This window comes from Gammaproteobacteria bacterium (assembly GCA_016705365.1).
Lineage (GTDB): Bacteria > Pseudomonadota > Gammaproteobacteria > Pseudomonadales > UBA5518 > UBA5518.
Window position 1 is genome coordinate 945,393 of the sequence record JADIYI010000008.1, and the last position, 16,196, is coordinate 961,588.

The 16,196-nt window shown below is 63.5% G+C and carries 13 protein-coding genes and 2 pseudogenes; 11 read left to right on the forward strand and 4 right to left on the reverse strand.

What is annotated here, in order from left to right; all coding sequences use genetic code 11:
- Positions 1-21: 21 nt before the first annotated feature.
- Entirely contained in the window at positions 22-1,260 is a 1,239-nt protein-coding gene (locus IPF49_11940) for an NAD(P)/FAD-dependent oxidoreductase (GenBank protein MBK6288326.1), read from the reverse strand.
- A 367-nt stretch (positions 1,261-1,627) separates the two neighbouring features.
- On the opposite strand from IPF49_11940, the pseudogene IPF49_11945 reads away from it, so the two are divergent.
- From IPF49_11945 to pdxH, 3 genes and pseudogenes are all read left to right on the forward strand, one after another.
- Positions 1,628-1,972, forward strand: a pseudogene (locus tag IPF49_11945) (DUF1614 domain-containing protein).
- A 13-nt stretch (positions 1,973-1,985) separates the two neighbouring features.
- A complete protein-coding gene (locus IPF49_11950) occupies positions 1,986-2,306 on the forward strand; it encodes a DUF1614 domain-containing protein (GenBank protein MBK6288327.1) in 321 nt (106 codons plus the stop codon).
- A gap of 61 nt (positions 2,307-2,367) precedes the next feature.
- The gene (pdxH, locus tag IPF49_11955; GenBank protein ID MBK6288328.1) at positions 2,368-3,003 is read left to right on the forward strand and encodes a pyridoxamine 5'-phosphate oxidase; all 636 of its coding nucleotides are present in this window, start codon (positions 2,368-2,370) and stop codon (positions 3,001-3,003) included.
- Between the two features lie 133 nt (positions 3,004-3,136).
- On the opposite strand, the gene IPF49_11960 is transcribed toward pdxH, so the two are convergent.
- The gene (locus IPF49_11960; GenBank protein MBK6288329.1) at positions 3,137-3,799 is read right to left on the reverse strand and encodes a TetR/AcrR family transcriptional regulator; all 663 of its coding nucleotides are present in this window, start codon (positions 3,797-3,799) and stop codon (positions 3,137-3,139) included.
- 246 nt (positions 3,800-4,045) lie between these two features.
- Here IPF49_11960 and IPF49_11965 point away from each other — a divergent pair, with 246 nt between their 5' ends.
- The 5 genes and pseudogenes from IPF49_11965 (at position 4,046) to IPF49_11985 (ending at position 11,070) form a co-directional block, all read left to right on the forward strand.
- Complete coding sequence (locus IPF49_11965; protein MBK6288330.1) at positions 4,046-6,430, forward strand: TonB-dependent receptor; 2,385 nt, start codon at positions 4,046-4,048, stop codon at positions 6,428-6,430.
- Positions 6,431-6,441: 11 nt separating this feature from the next.
- Positions 6,442-8,346, forward strand: coding sequence for a PQQ-binding-like beta-propeller repeat protein (locus IPF49_11970; GenBank protein MBK6288331.1), 1,905 nt, complete (start codon positions 6,442-6,444; stop codon positions 8,344-8,346).
- A 129-nt stretch (positions 8,347-8,475) separates the two neighbouring features.
- A pseudogene (locus tag IPF49_11975) lies at positions 8,476-9,917 on the forward strand (FAD-dependent oxidoreductase).
- A gap of 203 nt (positions 9,918-10,120) precedes the next feature.
- The gene (locus tag IPF49_11980; protein MBK6288332.1) at positions 10,121-10,519 is read left to right on the forward strand and encodes a RidA family protein; all 399 of its coding nucleotides are present in this window, start codon (positions 10,121-10,123) and stop codon (positions 10,517-10,519) included.
- 41 nt (positions 10,520-10,560) lie between these two features.
- Entirely contained in the window at positions 10,561-11,070 is a 510-nt protein-coding gene (locus tag IPF49_11985) for a RidA family protein (protein MBK6288333.1), read from the forward strand.
- A gap of 29 nt (positions 11,071-11,099) precedes the next feature.
- On the opposite strand, the gene IPF49_11990 is transcribed toward IPF49_11985, so the two are convergent.
- Together IPF49_11990 and IPF49_11995 are read right to left on the reverse strand one after the other, a co-directional pair.
- Positions 11,100-11,921 carry a hypothetical protein gene (locus IPF49_11990; protein ID MBK6288334.1) on the reverse strand — a complete coding sequence of 274 codons (822 nt, stop codon included), beginning with the start codon at positions 11,919-11,921 and terminating at the stop codon, positions 11,100-11,102.
- A 16-nt stretch (positions 11,922-11,937) separates the two neighbouring features.
- Positions 11,938-12,876, reverse strand: a complete 939-nt coding sequence (locus IPF49_11995; protein MBK6288335.1) for an alcohol dehydrogenase catalytic domain-containing protein — start codon at positions 12,874-12,876, stop codon at positions 11,938-11,940.
- 352 nt (positions 12,877-13,228) lie between these two features.
- Here IPF49_11995 and IPF49_12000 point away from each other — a divergent pair, with 352 nt between their 5' ends.
- The 3 genes from IPF49_12000 to IPF49_12010 all read left to right on the forward strand — a co-directional run bounded on the left by IPF49_12000 (position 13,229) and on the right by IPF49_12010 (position 16,105).
- Positions 13,229-14,431: a hypothetical protein gene (locus tag IPF49_12000; GenBank protein ID MBK6288336.1), complete on the forward strand. Its 1,203-nt coding sequence runs from the start codon at positions 13,229-13,231 to the stop codon at positions 14,429-14,431.
- A 160-nt stretch (positions 14,432-14,591) separates the two neighbouring features.
- Positions 14,592-15,383 (forward strand): SDR family oxidoreductase, encoded by a 792-nt coding sequence (locus tag IPF49_12005; GenBank protein MBK6288337.1) that lies wholly within the window; start codon positions 14,592-14,594, stop codon positions 15,381-15,383.
- A gap of 212 nt (positions 15,384-15,595) precedes the next feature.
- Positions 15,596-16,105 (forward strand): nuclear transport factor 2 family protein, encoded by a 510-nt coding sequence (locus tag IPF49_12010; GenBank protein MBK6288338.1) that lies wholly within the window; start codon positions 15,596-15,598, stop codon positions 16,103-16,105.
- The last annotated feature ends 91 nt before the right edge of the window (positions 16,106-16,196 follow it).

Here is a 16,196-nt window from a genome sequence, read left to right on the forward strand (position 1 = left end):
AGCGAAGTGAATTCAACACGCTCAATCTTCCGTGAAAGCCGTGTTGTGCGGCAGGAATCGCTCGTATCCCTTGAGCATGTAGTGCCAGTAGAAAAGCGGCAGGCCGGTTTTCTTGATCCACCAGTTCAGGCGGCGCTCCCGGGCCGGGTTGAGCGGCAGCGTCGGCGTGACTTTTCCGCCATAGGTGAATTCCGCCATGATGCATTTGCCGATGGCGGTGGTCAGCGGGCACGAGGCGTATCCGTCGTAGGCCGGTTCCAGTTCGCGTCCCGCCATCGCGTGCAGCAGGTTGCGCACAACCACCGGAGCCTGCTTGCGCACGGCCGCAGCCGTCTTGGAGTTGGGTGTGGAACAGACGTCGCCAAGCGAGAATATGTTGGCGAAGCGGGTGTGCCGCAGCTTGTTCTGGTCGACTTCCACCCAGCCCGCCGCATTTGCCAGTTCGCTGTTCTTCACTGCCGCGGGCGGGCTCTGCGGCGGCGACACATGAAGCATGTCGAAACCCACCTCGATCCGCTCGCCCTGCCGCTCGCCGCCGACGATCTCGAAGGTGGCGCGTTTTGCGGGTCCGTCCACGCTGACCAGGTTGTGCTGGAAGTTGGTGCTGATGTTGTACCTGGCCGCGACCTTGCCAAGTTCGCGCGCAAAATATGGCACACCGAAGATGACGGGTCCGTGCGCGTAGAACTCGACGGTGCAGGAGGCGAGTTTGCCCTCGCGGTGCAGCAGATCCGCACTGAGATAGGCAGCTTTCTGCGGCGCGCCAGGGCACTTGAACGGTAGCGGAGGCTGGGTGAATACCGCGCGCGCGCCCGCTTGCAGGTCCTGCAGGCAGCGCCAGGTATACTCCACATGCGCCGGCGAATAATTGCTGCATACGCCGTTTGCGCCGAGCGCTTCCCGCAGACCTTCGATCCGCTCCAGATCGAGACCGATGCCGGTAGCGACCACCAACCATTCATAGCTGCAGCTGTCGCCATTGTCGAGATCGAGCGAGTTCGCTTGCGGCCGGAAGGCAGTGACCGCTGCCGGGATCAGGGTCACACCGCCCGGTATCAGGCTGCGCGTGTCGCGGCGCGTTGCTTCGAGGGGATATTGTCCTGCTCCAACCAGCGTGAATGCCGGTTGGTAATAGTGGTGTGCGGCGGGCTCGACCAGTGCGATATCGAGCCGGGGCGCGCGCCGGCGCAGGCTCGCGGCCACGGTAATGCCGGCGCAGCCCGCGCCGATCACGAGTACCTGGTGTTTGTGACTGCTCATCGTCGCCATCCCCCGGATGAAAATGCAGGTAGTCAGGTTGCCCGTTGCACGCGGGATCGCAGCGATTCCTCGCCGGGCACATGGCGCGCTGAATGATAGGTATTTCGTCAATCAAAGTCTTGCTGCCAGTGGCGGAAATATCCGGATCCTGGCAGGCTCCAGGGGTAATATGGCCGCCTGCCGGTGTCCGCGTGTCGCTGGCCGCGGCTTTTTGGGCTGGGCGCCCGGATGCCGGTGGGCGCAACCGCAGGAGAGATGGGCCGGGCGTGTCGATGCGAGCCCGTGACAATGATGTGAAACACAACGCCTTGCGGTGGTATCGTTGGACGACACCACGCGAAGCGTTCCAGGTTGGAAGGAATACGCTATGCCTGCCGGGTTGCTGGCGTTATTGATGACGTTTTTGCTTCTGCTGCTGATGCCGTTGCTGCTCGCCGATGCGATGGTTTCGGCGCTGCAGCAGCTCGGTATGACGCGTTCTTTCGGCGCATTGCTGGTGCTCGCAATATTTGCCGGCAGCCTGTTCAATATCCCGGTCAGGCGCAAATCCCGCGCCGAGGTGCTGGCGTATCGTCCGTTCGATTTCTATGGAATCGACCGGCTCGCCCCGCGCCTGGTCGGCGAGAGGTCGCAGCAGGTGATTGCGCTCAATGTCGGCGGTTGCGTGATCCCGCTGCTTATCGTCGTGTACCAGCTCATGCGTCTCCGGACCCGGCGACGCTTCGGTGCTGCCGGCACTGCTGGCGGCCTGCGCGCTGAACACGGCAGCCTGCTATCTGATGGCCCGTCCGGTAGCCGGGCTTGGCATATTGCTGCCGATATTCGTCCCGGGTTGTCTCGCCGCGTTACTGGCGCTGTTTCTGGCGCCCGCGCATGCACCCGGTGTCGCGTTCTGTGCCGGGGTGCTCGGACCCCTGATCGGAGCCGACCTGCTGCATCTGCGCGATCTCGGTCGGCGTGGGGCAGGGTTGCTGAGTATAGGTGGCGCCGGGACTTTCGATGGAATCGTGGTCTCCGGATTTCTGGCCGTGATGCTGAGCGCCTGAATAAGGGCTTTCTGTTAACCTCCGGGGGCGGCAATACCCCACCCGGAGCGTGATTCGGTATATGGACCTGGAAGATTTCAGACGCGATTACCTTGCCGATGGTCTGCAGCGCAAAGACCTCGATGCGTCGCCCTTCGTGCAGTTCGAACAATGGTTGCGGCAGGCGATCGCGACTGGCCTGAAGGACCCCACGGCGATGTCCGTGGCGACGGTGGATGCAAACGGAAAACCCTGGCAGCGGCTGGTGCTGCTCAAGCATTGTGATGCCGAGGGCTTCGTGTTCTACACCAATCTCGATAGCCGCAAGGCGCATGAAATGGCGGCGAACCCGCGAGTATGCCTGCTGTTTCCGTGGTCGGACATGGAACGCCAGATCATCGTCGGTGGCAGCGTTACGCGGGTCAGTGCCGCCCAGAGCCTCAAGTACTTCCTGTCGCGTCCGCGGGAAAGCCAGCTTGCCGCCTGGGCCTCCTCGCAGAGCCGGTCGCTGTCGTCGCGCGTGGTTCTGGAGGAGGAGTTTGCGCGCATCAAGCACAAGTTCGCTGCAGGCCGCATTCCCCTGCCGTCGTTCTGGGGCGGGTTTCGCGTGGTACCGGACGCCTTCGAATTCTGGCAGGGGCGCCCGAACCGCCTGCATGACCGTTTCAGTTATACCCTCGACGCAAACACCTGGCGCATCGAGCGGCTGGCCCCCTGAGAGGGTTAACGCGAGCACAGCGCGATCGCCGCGCTGATGTCCCGTCGTGTCCGCTCAGTTGTCGCTCCCAGGGTCGCCGGTGGCCGTTGCGTGCAGGCGCGACATGCGTTGTCTGGTGCGGCCCTAACGACCCTCAATATTCCGTCTCGGGATCACCGACCTGCAACGCGCTCACATGCCCGCTCTTCAGTAGTCCGATGATCATCTCCACCCGGCGGTCGAGCGGGCGCTTCTGGCGCAGCTGTGCGTTGCCGAGGCAGGCGGTCGCTATACCCATAACCACGAGAAGCACCAGCTCCGATGTGACAATCAAAGGCACCGTCTCCGGAATTTCGCCGTGTTCCTGTGCGTAGCGCACGTCTGCCAGTATCTCGTCGTAAGCGGCGTAGAACGATTCGTTGTTGTTTTTCGCCAGAACCGGGTCGGTGTGTTCCTGGCCTGCCTGGTGCCAGAACACGAGGCGTACCCGCCATTCGTCGAGCACCGTTTGAGTGTAGGGGAGTAATTTGCGCAATCTCACTTCGAGCGCGGCAAGCCCCGCCAGATCGCCCACCGCTCCCGCGACCCGCTCCAGATAGGTCTCGTTGACCGAGCGGTTCGCTGCGAGAAGCAGTTCCGCCTTGTTGCGAAAATAATGCTCCACCAAGCCGCGAGAACATCCCGCCCGATCCGCCACGGTGCGCACCGAGATGCCCTGAAGACCCTCTCTCGCGATGAGCGCAGCCGTGGCGGCGAGGATATGAGCGCGTCGTTCGTGGGTGGTGTCCGATACCTTGGGAAAGCGCGTCCGGGCCATGAGGTCTCCGTGTTGAAGCAGTCTGGCCGCTTATGGTCAGGACCGCGGCGAATTCTAGGGGTCTGCAAAAGAATTGGCCATGATGCTATTCCGATATGGCCCTCTCCGGACGCTCGTTCCGGGCGCACCGGGATTGATAACAACATGTCGATTGTCATATAAAAAAGACAAAAAACTTGTACACAAGACGATCGTCTTGTATCTTATGCTCGTACTTGATCCAATTACAACTACAGGAGCGTACACATGGCCGCACTGCAATCTGTCAGAACCCTGCTTTCTGTTTCCATTCTTGCCGCGACGAGCTGTTCGGCTATCGCGGCAGAAGCCAAGAGCGAGCCGACCGGCGGGCTTGATGAAATCATCGTTACTGCCGAGCGAGTCGAAAGCTCGCTGCAGGACACACCGATCGCCCTGTCGGTCTTCAATTCGAAGGCTCTGAAGGCACTGGGTGTGATCGAAAGCGGCGATATCGCCTCGTACACACCGAACCTGCGCATGGACAAGCAACCGGCGAGTTTCAACGGCTATTCGCTCGGAATTCGCGGCGTGAGTTCCAGCGAACCGGCGCTCGCAGTCGATCCGACCGTTGGCATCTACGTCGATGGTGTTTATCTCGGGCGCAGTTCGGCGGCGGCCTTCGAAGTGGTGGACCTGGAGCGCATCGAGGTGCTGCGCGGGCCGCAGGGTACTCTCTACGGGCGCAACACCACGGGCGGGGCGGTGAACGTGATCACGACCAAGCCCTCCGGGGAGTTCGGGTTGAAACAGGAGCTCACTTATGGCGAGCGCGAACTGTTCCGCTCCGCCACCTCCGTGGATACGCCGGCGTACGGCAATGTGTCCGCAAAACTCTCGTTCAACTATGGCCAGCGCGACGGTCTGGCCGAGAGCAGCTATACCGGTGGCGATCTCGGTCAATACGACCAGCAGTCGTGGCGCATCGCGGTGCGCTGGACGCCGACGGACACGCTGACCGCCGACTATGCCTACGACCATTATCAGCAGGACGCCAACACCAATCTGAGCCAGCTGACCTACGTGCGGCCGGACAACGTATGGCTGGGCGGACCGTTTTACGAGCAGATGGACGCGATGGCGTCCGCGGATCGCAAGGGCCATTTGCCGTACCGCACGGATTCGAAGGACCAGTCGATGGATATCGATGGCCACGCGCTGACTTTGAGCCTGGCGCTTGGCGAGGCGACCCTGAGGTCGATCTCGTCGTGGCGCGAATATGACAACCGCTATGGGGGCCAGGATTTCGGCGAATTCGTGACCGATGGAGCCAGCATGCTCACGCCGGATTTTGACGGCAGCCTGTATCCGGCGGGTACCTATGTGCACGACTTCAACTCGGCCGGTTACAACGAGCATGAGCAATGGTCCCAGGAACTGCAATTCATCGGGCGGCTGTTCGACGATCGCTTCGGCTACAATATGGGCCTGTACTATTTCCACGAGGAGGGTACAAACTTTGACCCGCAGGAATATGCCATTCCCGCGCTGTTTGCCTTTGGCGAACTGCCTGGCGGCTACCAGGATTTTCTCTGTGCGGGCACCTGCTTTGGCAAGAGCGTGCTGCTGAGCGCACCCGATTTCAAATACTCGACAGACAATGACGCGTGGGCTGCCTACGGACAGTTCGATTATGCGCTGACCGAACGGCTGACGGCGATACTGGGTCTGCGCTGGAGCGTCGACGAAAAGACGGCCTGGCTGACCCAGGATTTCAGCGATATCGGACTCGCCACCGCCAAGGACGACAACTCCTGGGATCAGTTCAACCCGGCGTTCACGCTGACCTATAACTGGACCGACGAGCTTATGGTCTACGCCAAGTACGCCACCGGGTATCGTGCCGGCGGATTCAACGTCCGCGCGTCCACGGTCAGCTCCTTCGAGGATCCGGTGAACGAGGAAGAGGTGACGTCGTGGGAGCTCGGCGGCAAGAGCGAGTGGTTCGAGCGCCGGGTACGCCTGAACGGGGCGCTGTTCTACTACGAATACGATGATCGCCAGGTGAACCAATTCGAGGCGGGCAGCGGCGGCGCTTCCTCGAAAATAGTCAATGCCGGTTCTTCGGAAGCGCAGGGCATCGAACTCGACCTCACGATTGCACCGACCGACAGCATCCTGCTGATGGCGACTTATGGCTATGTCGATGTCGATATCAAGGAGTTCATCACCAGCGTCAATGATCCCGAGACCGGGTTCCCCGTTTTCGGTGCGAACGGTGACGCGCTGGTCGCGGATATCGCCGACTTTGCCAGTACGGTGACAGGGGGACCCCAGCATTCGGGATCTCTGATAATGCAATACACCTTTCCTGCTGCAACGACATTCGGCACGCTCGTGGCCCAGGTGGATGCCTCGTATGCGGGCAAGCGTACGTTCGACGCCCAGATGAATCTGTATAACTCCACCGAAAGCTACACGTTGTGGAATGCCCGCCTCACCCTCAGCGAGATCCCGGTGTCACGCGGCGATCTGTCGCTGTCACTGTGGGGACGCAACCTCGGTGACGAAGAGGTGCGCGAGTGGGGCATTGACTTTGGCCCTCTGGGATACACGGTCGACACGTACAAGGAGCTGCGCAGTGTGGGCGTGGACTTGCGCTACGAGCTTTGAGGGAGACGGAGATGATGCACTGGAAATTGACATTGACAGGCGGCGCGCGCTGGTTGGCGCTTGCGGCCACGCTGGCGCTGCTGTCCGGGATTTCCGCCACCCACGCCGATCAGTCTGGAGCGGCTGAACCTGGCGCAGCGATCTATGCGGCGCGTTGTGCGAGCTGCCATGACCGGCCGACCGATCGCATACCGCCGCGTGGTTATATCTCGTTGCTCAGATCGCCCGAGGCGGTGGTCGAAACCCTCAGGCGTGGTGCGATGCAGCCACAGGCCGCGGGGCTCGATGCCGGGGAGATCGATGCCGTGGCAGAGTTCATCACGGCGAAAAAGCTCGGCGCCGCGCCGGCAGTCAAGGTCGATCCCGCGGCGAACCGCTGTGCCTCGAGTGCCCCGCCGCTGCGCACGCGCGGAGCAACCTGGAACGGCTGGGGTGGCGACCATGAAAACAAGCGCTATGTCGCCGCACCGGGACTGAGCGTTCGCGAGCTGCCGCGCCTGAAGCCGAAATGGGCTTTTGCATTGCCCGGAAGCATGGCGTGGGGGCAGGCAGTGATCGTGGGTGGACGACTGTTCACGGCGAGCCATGGTGGCACGATCTACTCCCTGGATGCCAGGAGCGGTTGCACCTACTGGGCCGTCGAAACAAACACGGTGGTGCGCACCACGGTAAGTGTGGGCGCACTGCCACGCTCGTCTGCGGCTGCCCGGTTCGCGGTGTTCTACGGAGAACTGGAAACAGGCATTGTGCATGCGCGCGACGCCGAGTCGGGTGCGCTTCTTTGGAGCACGAAGGTAGACGAGCACCCGTTCGTGCGTCTGACAGCCGCGCCGGTGCTCCATGCGGACCGGCTCTATGTGCCGGTCTCATCGATGGAAGAGGTGACCGCCGGCGCCTCCGGGCTGTATCCATGCTGCAGCTTCCGCGGCAGTATCGTGGCACTCGATACCGCGAGCGGGAGGATGCTCTGGAAGGCTCACGCGATCACCGAGGAGCCACGTCCAACCAAGATCAACTCCGACGGGACCCGGATGTTTGGCCCCGCGGGTGCCGCGATCTGGTCCACGCCAACCGTTGATACAAAGCGCGGCCTGATTTACGCCGGTACGGGAAATTCCTATACGGAAGTCGAAACCGAAGTCTCCGACGCCCTGGTCGCCTTCGACATGCGCACGGGCGAGCGCAAGTGGGTGTCGCAGGTGCTGAAGGGCGACAACTCCATCGTGAACTGCGGGGGCAGTATTACCGGTAATTGCCCGAACCCCGAGGGTCCCAACCTCGATTTTGGCAGCTCGCCGATTCTGCGCACGCTGAAAAACCGCAAGCCGGTGATCGTGGTGGGTAACGAGTCGGGAATCGTCTATGCCTTCGATGCCGCCAACCAGGGCAAGCAGCTTTGGCGGCATGACGTGGGTTTGCCCCCGGGCGAAGGTAGCCTGCTCGGCGGTCAGGCCGCGGACCAGGATACCGTCTACGCGGCGAGCTTTCAGCGCGCGCCGGTGGAAGAAGTCTACGAGAAGGGGCATGTGTTCACGGCGCTGCCGCGCGGCGCACTGACCGCCCTCGACCTCCGTACCGGCAAGCGACGCTGGCAGATCGAGGCACCCGAGGTGTCATGCGCGTGGGGCAGCGAAGGCTGCTCGCACGGGCAACGCGCGGCGGTCACGGCCATTCCGGGCGCAGTGTTCTCCGGCGCGCTCGACGGCCACATCCGCGCGTATGCGGCACGCGACGGCGCAGTGCTGTGGGATTTCGACGCGGGGCAAGCCATGGAATCCGTCAACGGCGTAAAGGCTGGTGGCGGACCGATCGCCGAGGGAGGGCAGACCATCGTCGATGGCATACTTTATGTGAACGTTAGTTCCATGAGCGGAGGAGCGGGCGCGATCATCGCCTTCTCCGTGGACGGGAAGTGAATACCGGCTGTGGCATGCGTCGCAGTGGTGCGAACGGATGCCCGCAAGCTGTTGCCGATTCTTCCGCGTCATCGGATTGCCCAACGTCCAGCATGGCGATTCCATCAACCTGAACGCGAAATGTGGCACATGAACAGACGCGACTACCTGAAAGGTTCGGCCGTGCTGCTGGCGGGTTCCGTGGTTCCAGGTTGCGATGGACAGGGCTCGAACGACGCAGGCCTGACAGGCGTGACAGCGGAATCGGGCTTCCCGGGGCGCACGGAAATGTATGAGCAGGGCACACCGCCAATCGCGACGAGCGGTTGGACCGTGCCGACCGGCGTGCTGCCAGGCTACCCCGTGCTGGATCGTGAACTGGATGCCGACGTGGTCGTCGTGGGAGCGGGGCTCGCGGGCAGTTCACTGGCGCTGCACCTTGCCGAGGCCGGCGTGAATGTGGTCGTGCTGGAGGCGCGACAGCCCGGCTGGGGCGCTTCCGGCCGCAATGCCGGACACGTGCTGCCCACGCTGAAGGATCTCGGCATGTTCGAGCGCTTTCCCGGCCGCGGCAAGGCCTTTCTCGAACTGTTCCGCGAGCATCACACCATCACTTTTGACCTCGCGAAGAAGCACGACATCGCTTGCGACGCGGCGCAGTCCGGCTACCTGCACGTCACCCGGCGCAGCAGCGTCTTCGACAAGCTGAAAGCGAAGTCTGTCTACTGGAAGCAGGAGCAGGGGCAGCAGGTGGAGTGGCTCGAAGGCGCCGACGTGGAAGCGCTGACGGGCTCCGGATATTTCCCCTTCGGCGTCCTGTACAAGTCCGGCGGGCGGGTGAATCCTTACCTGTTCACGAACGGCATGATCACTGCTGCGACAGCGCGCGCGGAGCGCGGGTTTTTGGCGAGAGCGAGGCGCTTTCCCTGGTCAGTTCTGGTAGGCGCTGGCGGGTGGCTTCGGCGCAGGGCGCCGTGGTTGCCGATCGAGTGGTGTTCTGCACCAACGCCTATCCGAGCGCGATCGTTGCGCAGTTCACCAACAATTTCTACCCACTCACGGCCTACGCAGTATCCACGAAGCCGCTGCCGAGAGAGGCGCTGGATATCGTCATGCCGAGCCGGGCAACGCTGTCCGAGGAGCCCGTGGACCTGAATCCCTTCGTCGTTGATATGCACGGACGGATCATCACCTCGAGTATTCCCAGCGCTTCCCGGCCGGACGATGGCTTGTGGCATTTCGGCAATCATCTGGCCTGGATACACCGGACGTGGCCCGAGACCCGGGCAATGGACATCCAGATGGATGATTACTGGACCGGGCGGGTAGCGCTGCGCGACGTGGAGTTCCCCGGCATGTTCGAACTGCAGCCCGGGGTGTTCGGCCTGATGCATTTCAACGCCTGGGGCAACCTGATGGCCCCGTTGCTGGGTATGGCACTGGCGAACGCCATGGCCCGCGACCGGATGGATCAGTTGCCGTTCCCCGTGGAGACACCCGTACCTGTTGCCAATCCGGGCAAGCAGGAACTGATGATTCGCAAGCTTCTGATTCCTGCCGCCAGACTGGGACAGCGCTTTGGACTCATCTGACCCAATGGCCGACCCACAGGTACACTTCCCGCTTGCCTGCGGTTACGTTCCGGTCGCGGCGGTGGTCAGCGCCAGGCTCCACGAGGCTTCAGTGTGCTGAAGTCGAGAGGCCAAGGCGGTGCGACGTAGCTGAGGCCAGCGGGGGCAACTGGCGCAGGCGAGCGTTGCAGCATGAATTTCACTGACCGAGGAGTAGCGATCTTATGAGTATCGAGCGTATACACCCCGATGCTTTGTTCCAATTCGACGGCATGGCCCAGGTCGTGGCGGCTGTGGGCCACAAGACACTGTATATCTCCGGTCAGACGGCCATGGACAAGCACATGAATCTCGTCGGCGGCAACGATTACTACGCCCAGGCCAGCGCGGCGTTCGCCAATCTGAAGATCGCGCTGGCCGCGGGCGGGGCCAGCTACCAGAACCTGGTCAGTACCACGATCCACATCAGGGATATCGGTCCCGTGGCCTTCGAAGGCATTCAAAAAGCCATGCACGAAGCGTTCGATGGAAAGCCCATTCCCGAGCATGCGATGACCATGATCGGGGCCACGCTTGGTTCGCCGGAATCATTGCTTGAAGTCGTTGCGGTAGCCGTCATTTGAAGAAGTCCGACAAGTACCACAGTGATTCGGGAGGACGAGCCTTGGACAGACGCAAGTTCATTGCCGGTGGGGTGGGGCTCATGACGGGAGCTGCCGTCCTGGGTGGCATCTGCGTTTCCGCCCATGCGCAGGAGATTGCGAGCGCAGGCACGGCGAGTATCGAGCGCATTCACCCTGATGGCTTGTTCAAATACGATGGCATGGCCCAGGTCGTGGCTGTCACGGGCGGCACGACCTTGCATATCTCCGGTCAGACGGCCATGGACAAGCACATGAATCTTGTCGGCGGCAACGATTACTACGCCCAGGCCAGCGCGGCGTTCGCCAATCTGAAGATCGCGCTGGCCGCGGGCGGGGCCAGCTACCAGAGCCTGGTCAGTACCACGATCCACATCAGGGACATCGGTCCCGTGGCCTTCGAAGGCATTCAAAAAGCCATGCACGAAGCGTTCGATGGAAAGCCCATTCCCGAGCATGCGATGACCATGATCGGAACCACGCTGAGTGCCCCGGAGATTCTGCTGGAGGTATCTGCGGTGGCGGTTATCTGAGACAACAGGGCGCGTGCTTTGCGGCGGCTTCAGTCCTCGATATGGAAGCCGCGATTGATGCGTGCGAGATCCTCCTGGCCCAGCCTCGCGGCATGCACGCGGCTGGGGATCGGGGTGCCGAGGGCGCGCTGCAGCGTGATCATCGTCTCGGCGGTCTTCACGGCGGTGCCGAGCGGGTTCACCACGGGCACCCGCTCGCCGCGGTGCTCCAGCACATGCCAGCCCCGGCTGCCGCAGACCTGTCCGAGCCCGCCACACGCGATCACGACTACATCGGCGCCATCGTCCACCAGTTCATGTGCCTGTGCCTCGAGGCGCGTGATCATCGCCTCCGGCCTGTCGAGGGCTTCGGCGAAGGACTCGGTGAAGCGCTTGCGCTCGGCGCGCACGCCCTGCGGAATCATGCGCGAGACGAGCCCCATGGCCTCGATCTGCCGCTGCACGAAGGCGACCTGGCCGGGCATGTCCGGCACGAGCGCGCCGAGGTGCTCACCGAGCTGACAGGCGTGGTGAAAGGTCGCTTGCGAAAGCCCGAAAACCGGCGTGCGCACGCGGGCGCGTGCCTCCCTGACGCCGGGGTCGTCGAAGCAGTTGACGACGATCGCGTCGAAACCCTCGCGGTCAGCCGCAATCACGGCACGGATCACCTCGTGCACCACGAGGTGCTGGAACCACGGATTGCGGAAGTCTTCGAGGTACTGCGGCAGTGTCACGGTGCCGAGCGTCGGGGCGCGCAACGCAAGCTCCGTGCCCGGTGCGAGCACGCCCGCGCAGCAGGCCTCGATGCTCGCACGGCCCGCCGCGAGATACTCCTCCGGTACCGGGGTGATGTTGAGCACACATATCTTCATGGACGCCGGCGCCCTCTCAGGGGTTGATCGTGACCTTGATCGCGCCGCCCTTGCGGTCGGCAGCGATCGCGAAGGCCTCCTCGGCAGCGTCGAGTGGCAGACGGTGCGTTATCAGGCACTCGGCGATGCGCGGGTTCATGGCCATTGCCGCCGCCGCCACGTCGACGTCCCGGCTGAGGCCCTGGCGACAGTAGCTCGCCGAACTCACGATGCGCAGTTGCTTCATCGAGAACTCGAAGGCCGGCAACGTCAGTCCTGCCCAGTAAGTCGCAAGCAGCAGCACGGTGGCGCCGGGGCGGCACAGGCGCACGGCCTCGGCGAGTGATTCCGAGGTGCCGGCGCAGTCGATCACCAGATCGTATTCGCCTGTCGGCTGCAACGTGGCGCCCAGGCGCTCGCCGGCCGCTTTCTGCCGGTCGTGGCGCGCCAGCAGGCACACCTCCCGGGTCGCGAGCCGTGCGATCGCGACCGCGCAGAGCCCGATCGTGCCGCCGCCGACGACGGCAACCCGGTCACGATGGGCTGGCCGCACCATCGCGATGCCGTGCACCGCGACCGCCAGCGGTTCGACCAGGCAGGCGTCGTGCACCGCGAGGTTGGAAGGAAGCGGCACCAGGCAGCGCTCGGGCACGATCATCTCCTCGGCCATGCCGCCGTCCTGGCCAACGCCGAGCACCGTCTGGGAGCCGAGCGTGCAGAGGTTGTACTCGCCGCGCTGGCAGCAGGCGCAGTGGCCGCAGGCTGCGATCGGTTCGACGGCAACCGCCGTGCCGTTGTCCGTGACGCCGGAAATCTCGTGTCCGAGCGTGAAGGGCAGCGGGAAGCCCATCGCAATCATGTGCAGGTCCGAGCCGCAGATACCGGCCGCGGCGATGCGCACCCGCACACCCTCGCCGGCGGGCGCGGGCACGTGCGCCAGGCATGCCTTGTGGTCCTTGCAGCGAACGGCTTTCATCTTCTTTCTCCGCTATCGTCAGGGCCGGCCGATCATCGCCCAATCCACGTTGAATGTCACCGTGAAACTCCGTAGCATCCGGGCCGGCCGCAAGGCGGGCACGTGCCGCGATTGCACGGGCATGATCACAACGAACCCCACGAAGAGACACTGCGCCATGTTCGAGCTGCTGTTTGGCCCCATCGCGCAATGGGGTTTTCTCGTGAGGGACATCGATGCCGCGATGAATGGAAGGATTGGTTGTCGAACTGCTGCAATCCGATCCGGACTACATCGCCGGCTACCAGGCCTGCGCCACCGAGGCGGCGAGCCGGGACGGCGCGAATCCCTGTCGGCTGGTGGATTTCGGCTGATGCGCGCGTCAGGGTGCTGGGCTCTGCTGCTCGCCTGGAGCGCTGCGAGCCTTGCCGTGGCGCAGGAGCCGGTCACGCTGGGCATCGCGGTAACCCGTCTCGAGGCGGGGCTCACCGCCGATCCCGTTGCGGCTGCTGCGGGCCCCGAGGCCACGGCGCGCTACGCTGCCGGCATCGTCGGCGCGGCGCTCGGGATCTGGGAACAGTCCCGGCACCTGGACAAGCCCTATTTTGCGCGCAGCCAGGGAATCGACGGCCGCGCCGGACTCGCGAATCCCGACAACATCTATGAGACGGCGCTGATCGTGGACGGTGGCGCTTACCGCATCCATGGGCGGCGCGGCACGCACGCGATGCTTACGTTCCAGCTGCTCGACGCCTATCCGATAGTCGCGCTGGGCCACAACCTGCTGGCGATCGATCTCGATGCCGAGGGGGTGCGGCCGGGCGCGGCGTTCGAATGGTGGCTCGGCGGCCCGGCACGCGAGGGACGTTGGCGCGCGCTCCCGCGCGGCGTGAGGGCGCTGTTGGTGCGCCAGAGCTTCGAGGACTGGTCGCGCGAAACGCCGACCACCGTGGCGATCGAGCGTCTTGATGCGGGCGCAGCGTCGGTCGATGCCTCGCTGCCGGGAGCCTCCGCGGCAGACCACGTGGCGGCGGCTGATCGCGTCTGGAATGGCAACTACCTGCCGATGATCAGAAGACTGCCGGTGAACGTGCTGCCGCCGCCGCGTGCGAGCGACACCAGCGCCGGCGGCCTTGCCGGGCAGCAGTCGGTGATGGCGCGCTACCGACTTGCGCCGGACGAAGTGCTGCTGATCACGGTGAAGGCAAGTCGTGCGCGGTATCAGGGTATCCAGCTCGGCGATCCGTGGTTCGTCACGCCGAACTGGATCGATCACCAGTCCAGCCTCACACGGGCGCAGGCCGCGGTGGACGCGGACGGCCGGATCCGCTTCGTGATCAGTTCCGGCGACCCAGGCGTGGCCAACTGGCTCGATCCGGCCGGTTTCTCCGAAGGGTATGTCTTCATGCGCTGGCAAGGACTGCCGGCGCCGCTGACGGCAGACGAGGAGCCGTCGGCGCAACTGCTCAAACTGGCCGACTTGCCGCTCTCGTTGCCGCCGGAGAGCCGTCGCGTCGATATCGCGGGGCGCGCGGTACAACTCGCTGCGCGCCAGTACGCCCCGACGCGTCGCTGAGTGGCCGCCCGGGCCTTCGGCGCCCCTGGTTTGCGTGGCAGGCCTCGGCACTGCTGGTTTCTGCTTTGGCGGAGGGATGGCTTATAGCTTAACGCCCGCCCGTTCGCTCACAATAGCTCCCTGTCGAACTCCAATCGTCGAATCACGGGAGAGTTTCATGATGAGCATGCTGGATCGTTTTCGTCTCGATGGCCAGGTCGCCATCATCACTGGCTCCGGCCGCGGCATCGGCGCCGCCTGCGCGCTGGCCTTCGCCGACGCAGGCGCCGACGTGGTGCTCTCGGCGCGTACGCAGAAGGAGCTCGATGCGACTGCGGCCGAGGTGCGTGCACGCGGCCGACGTGCGCTGGTGCTGCCCTGCGATGTGATGGACGCGGCTCAGCGCGAGGCGCTGGTCGCGCGTGCCATCGCCGGGTTCGGGCGCCTCGATATCCTCGTGAACAATGCCGGCGGATGGGGGCCCAAATCCGCGCTCGAGACCACTGACGAGGACTTCGAGACCTGCTTTCGCTTCAATGTCACCACGGCTTTCTCGATGTCGCGGCTCAGCGTTCCGCATATGGTGGCTACGGCGGGCAAGGGTGCGATCATCAACATCTCCTCGATGGCCGGCAGCCATCCGCAGCCTGGTTTCGTGGCCTACGGCGTGGGCAAGGCGGCGCTGTCATGGATGACCCAGGAACTCGCCCAGGACTTCGCGCCGAAGGTGCGGGTGAATGCGATCGGTGTAGGCGCCACGCGCACTACGGCGCTCACCAATTTCATGAACGACGAGATGGAGCGCACGATGGCGTCGCGCACCCCGATGGCCCGACTTGGCGATCCCGAGGACGTTGCGGCCTGCGCGCTCTACCTCGCCTCGCCGGCCGCGGCCTATGTGACCGGCGAGGTGATCGGAGTCAACGGCGGCATCGTGACCTCGCAAGTGACAATGCCGCGCACGAGCCTCTGAACGTCGGTGGCCACGGTTCCCGCGCGGTGCGGGGCCGCACGCGGTTACGAATGCCGCACGGCGCTTGTTGCCACGGCGCGGGTGATAGCGCCTGCGGTGATGGCGTGTGGGGCTGAATTTTGAGCTTGTCTGCGAGAGGCATGTAATAGCCGATGGAGGCAATCCGGAGCACAATGGCCTTCGGATGCAAAGCTCAACTCGAGGGTCGAACCATGAAAGCACTGAATACCTTTATCATTGCGCTGATTCTAGGCTGTTCGTCATTGGCGCAGGCGGACACCGCCAGCGACCAGTTTGAAGTCATGCAGTTGATCAACCGCTACACGTGGGGAGTGGACACGCTGGACAAGGCGGTATTCGAAGAGGTTTTTCTACCGGACGCAACAGCGCACTACATCGGAGTGGGTGCTGACGCCATTGATCTCGACGACCGTCTTGAGGGAATCGATGCCATTTATGCCTGGATCGTAAAAGGCGTCGGGCACAGGAAGGGGCACGATGGTCTTCCCTGGCACTTTGTCAGCAATCATATCGTGACTCTGAACGGCGACCAGGCGAAGCTGACCGCCTATATGCACAACCGCGTGCTGGCCGCCGGCGGCGTCTACTACGTGGATGCGGTGAAAACACCTGATGGCTGGCGCATCAAGCATCTCAAACTGGAAGAGCAGACCTGGAACAAGGACTACTACAAAAACGCGCCGCACAAAAACGTGAACTGAATGGATATCGAGTGCCCTTGAGCAGAACGGGAAATCCCCCGGCCATGCCGGGGCGGTGGTAAAACACATGAGCGCCCTGACCCACGACGAG

Excerpts from the sequence above, each read along its gene's own strand:
- IPF49_12010 (MBK6288338.1), top strand. The coding sequence starts at position 15,596 with ATGAAAGCACTGAATACCTTTATCATTGCGCTGATTCTAGGCTGTTCG.
- IPF49_11965 (MBK6288330.1), top strand. The coding sequence starts at position 4,046 with ATGGCCGCACTGCAATCTGTCAGAACCCTGCTTTCTGTTTCCATTCTT.
- pdxH (MBK6288328.1), top strand. The coding sequence starts at position 2,368 with ATGGACCTGGAAGATTTCAGACGCGATTACCTTGCCGATGGTCTGCAG.
- IPF49_11990 (MBK6288334.1), bottom strand. The coding sequence starts at position 11,921 with ATGAAGATATGTGTGCTCAACATCACCCCGGTACCGGAGGAGTATCTC.
- IPF49_11940 (MBK6288326.1), bottom strand. The coding sequence starts at position 1,260 with ATGAGCAGTCACAAACACCAGGTACTCGTGATCGGCGCGGGCTGCGCC.
- IPF49_12000 (MBK6288336.1), top strand. The coding sequence starts at position 13,229 with ATGCGCGCGTCAGGGTGCTGGGCTCTGCTGCTCGCCTGGAGCGCTGCG.
- IPF49_12005 (MBK6288337.1), top strand. The coding sequence starts at position 14,592 with ATGAGCATGCTGGATCGTTTTCGTCTCGATGGCCAGGTCGCCATCATC.
- IPF49_11960 (MBK6288329.1), bottom strand. The coding sequence starts at position 3,799 with ATGGCCCGGACGCGCTTTCCCAAGGTATCGGACACCACCCACGAACGA.
- IPF49_11980 (MBK6288332.1), top strand. The coding sequence starts at position 10,121 with ATGAGTATCGAGCGTATACACCCCGATGCTTTGTTCCAATTCGACGGC.
- IPF49_11995 (MBK6288335.1), bottom strand. The coding sequence starts at position 12,876 with ATGAAAGCCGTTCGCTGCAAGGACCACAAGGCATGCCTGGCGCACGTG.
- IPF49_11970 (MBK6288331.1), top strand. The coding sequence starts at position 6,442 with ATGATGCACTGGAAATTGACATTGACAGGCGGCGCGCGCTGGTTGGCG.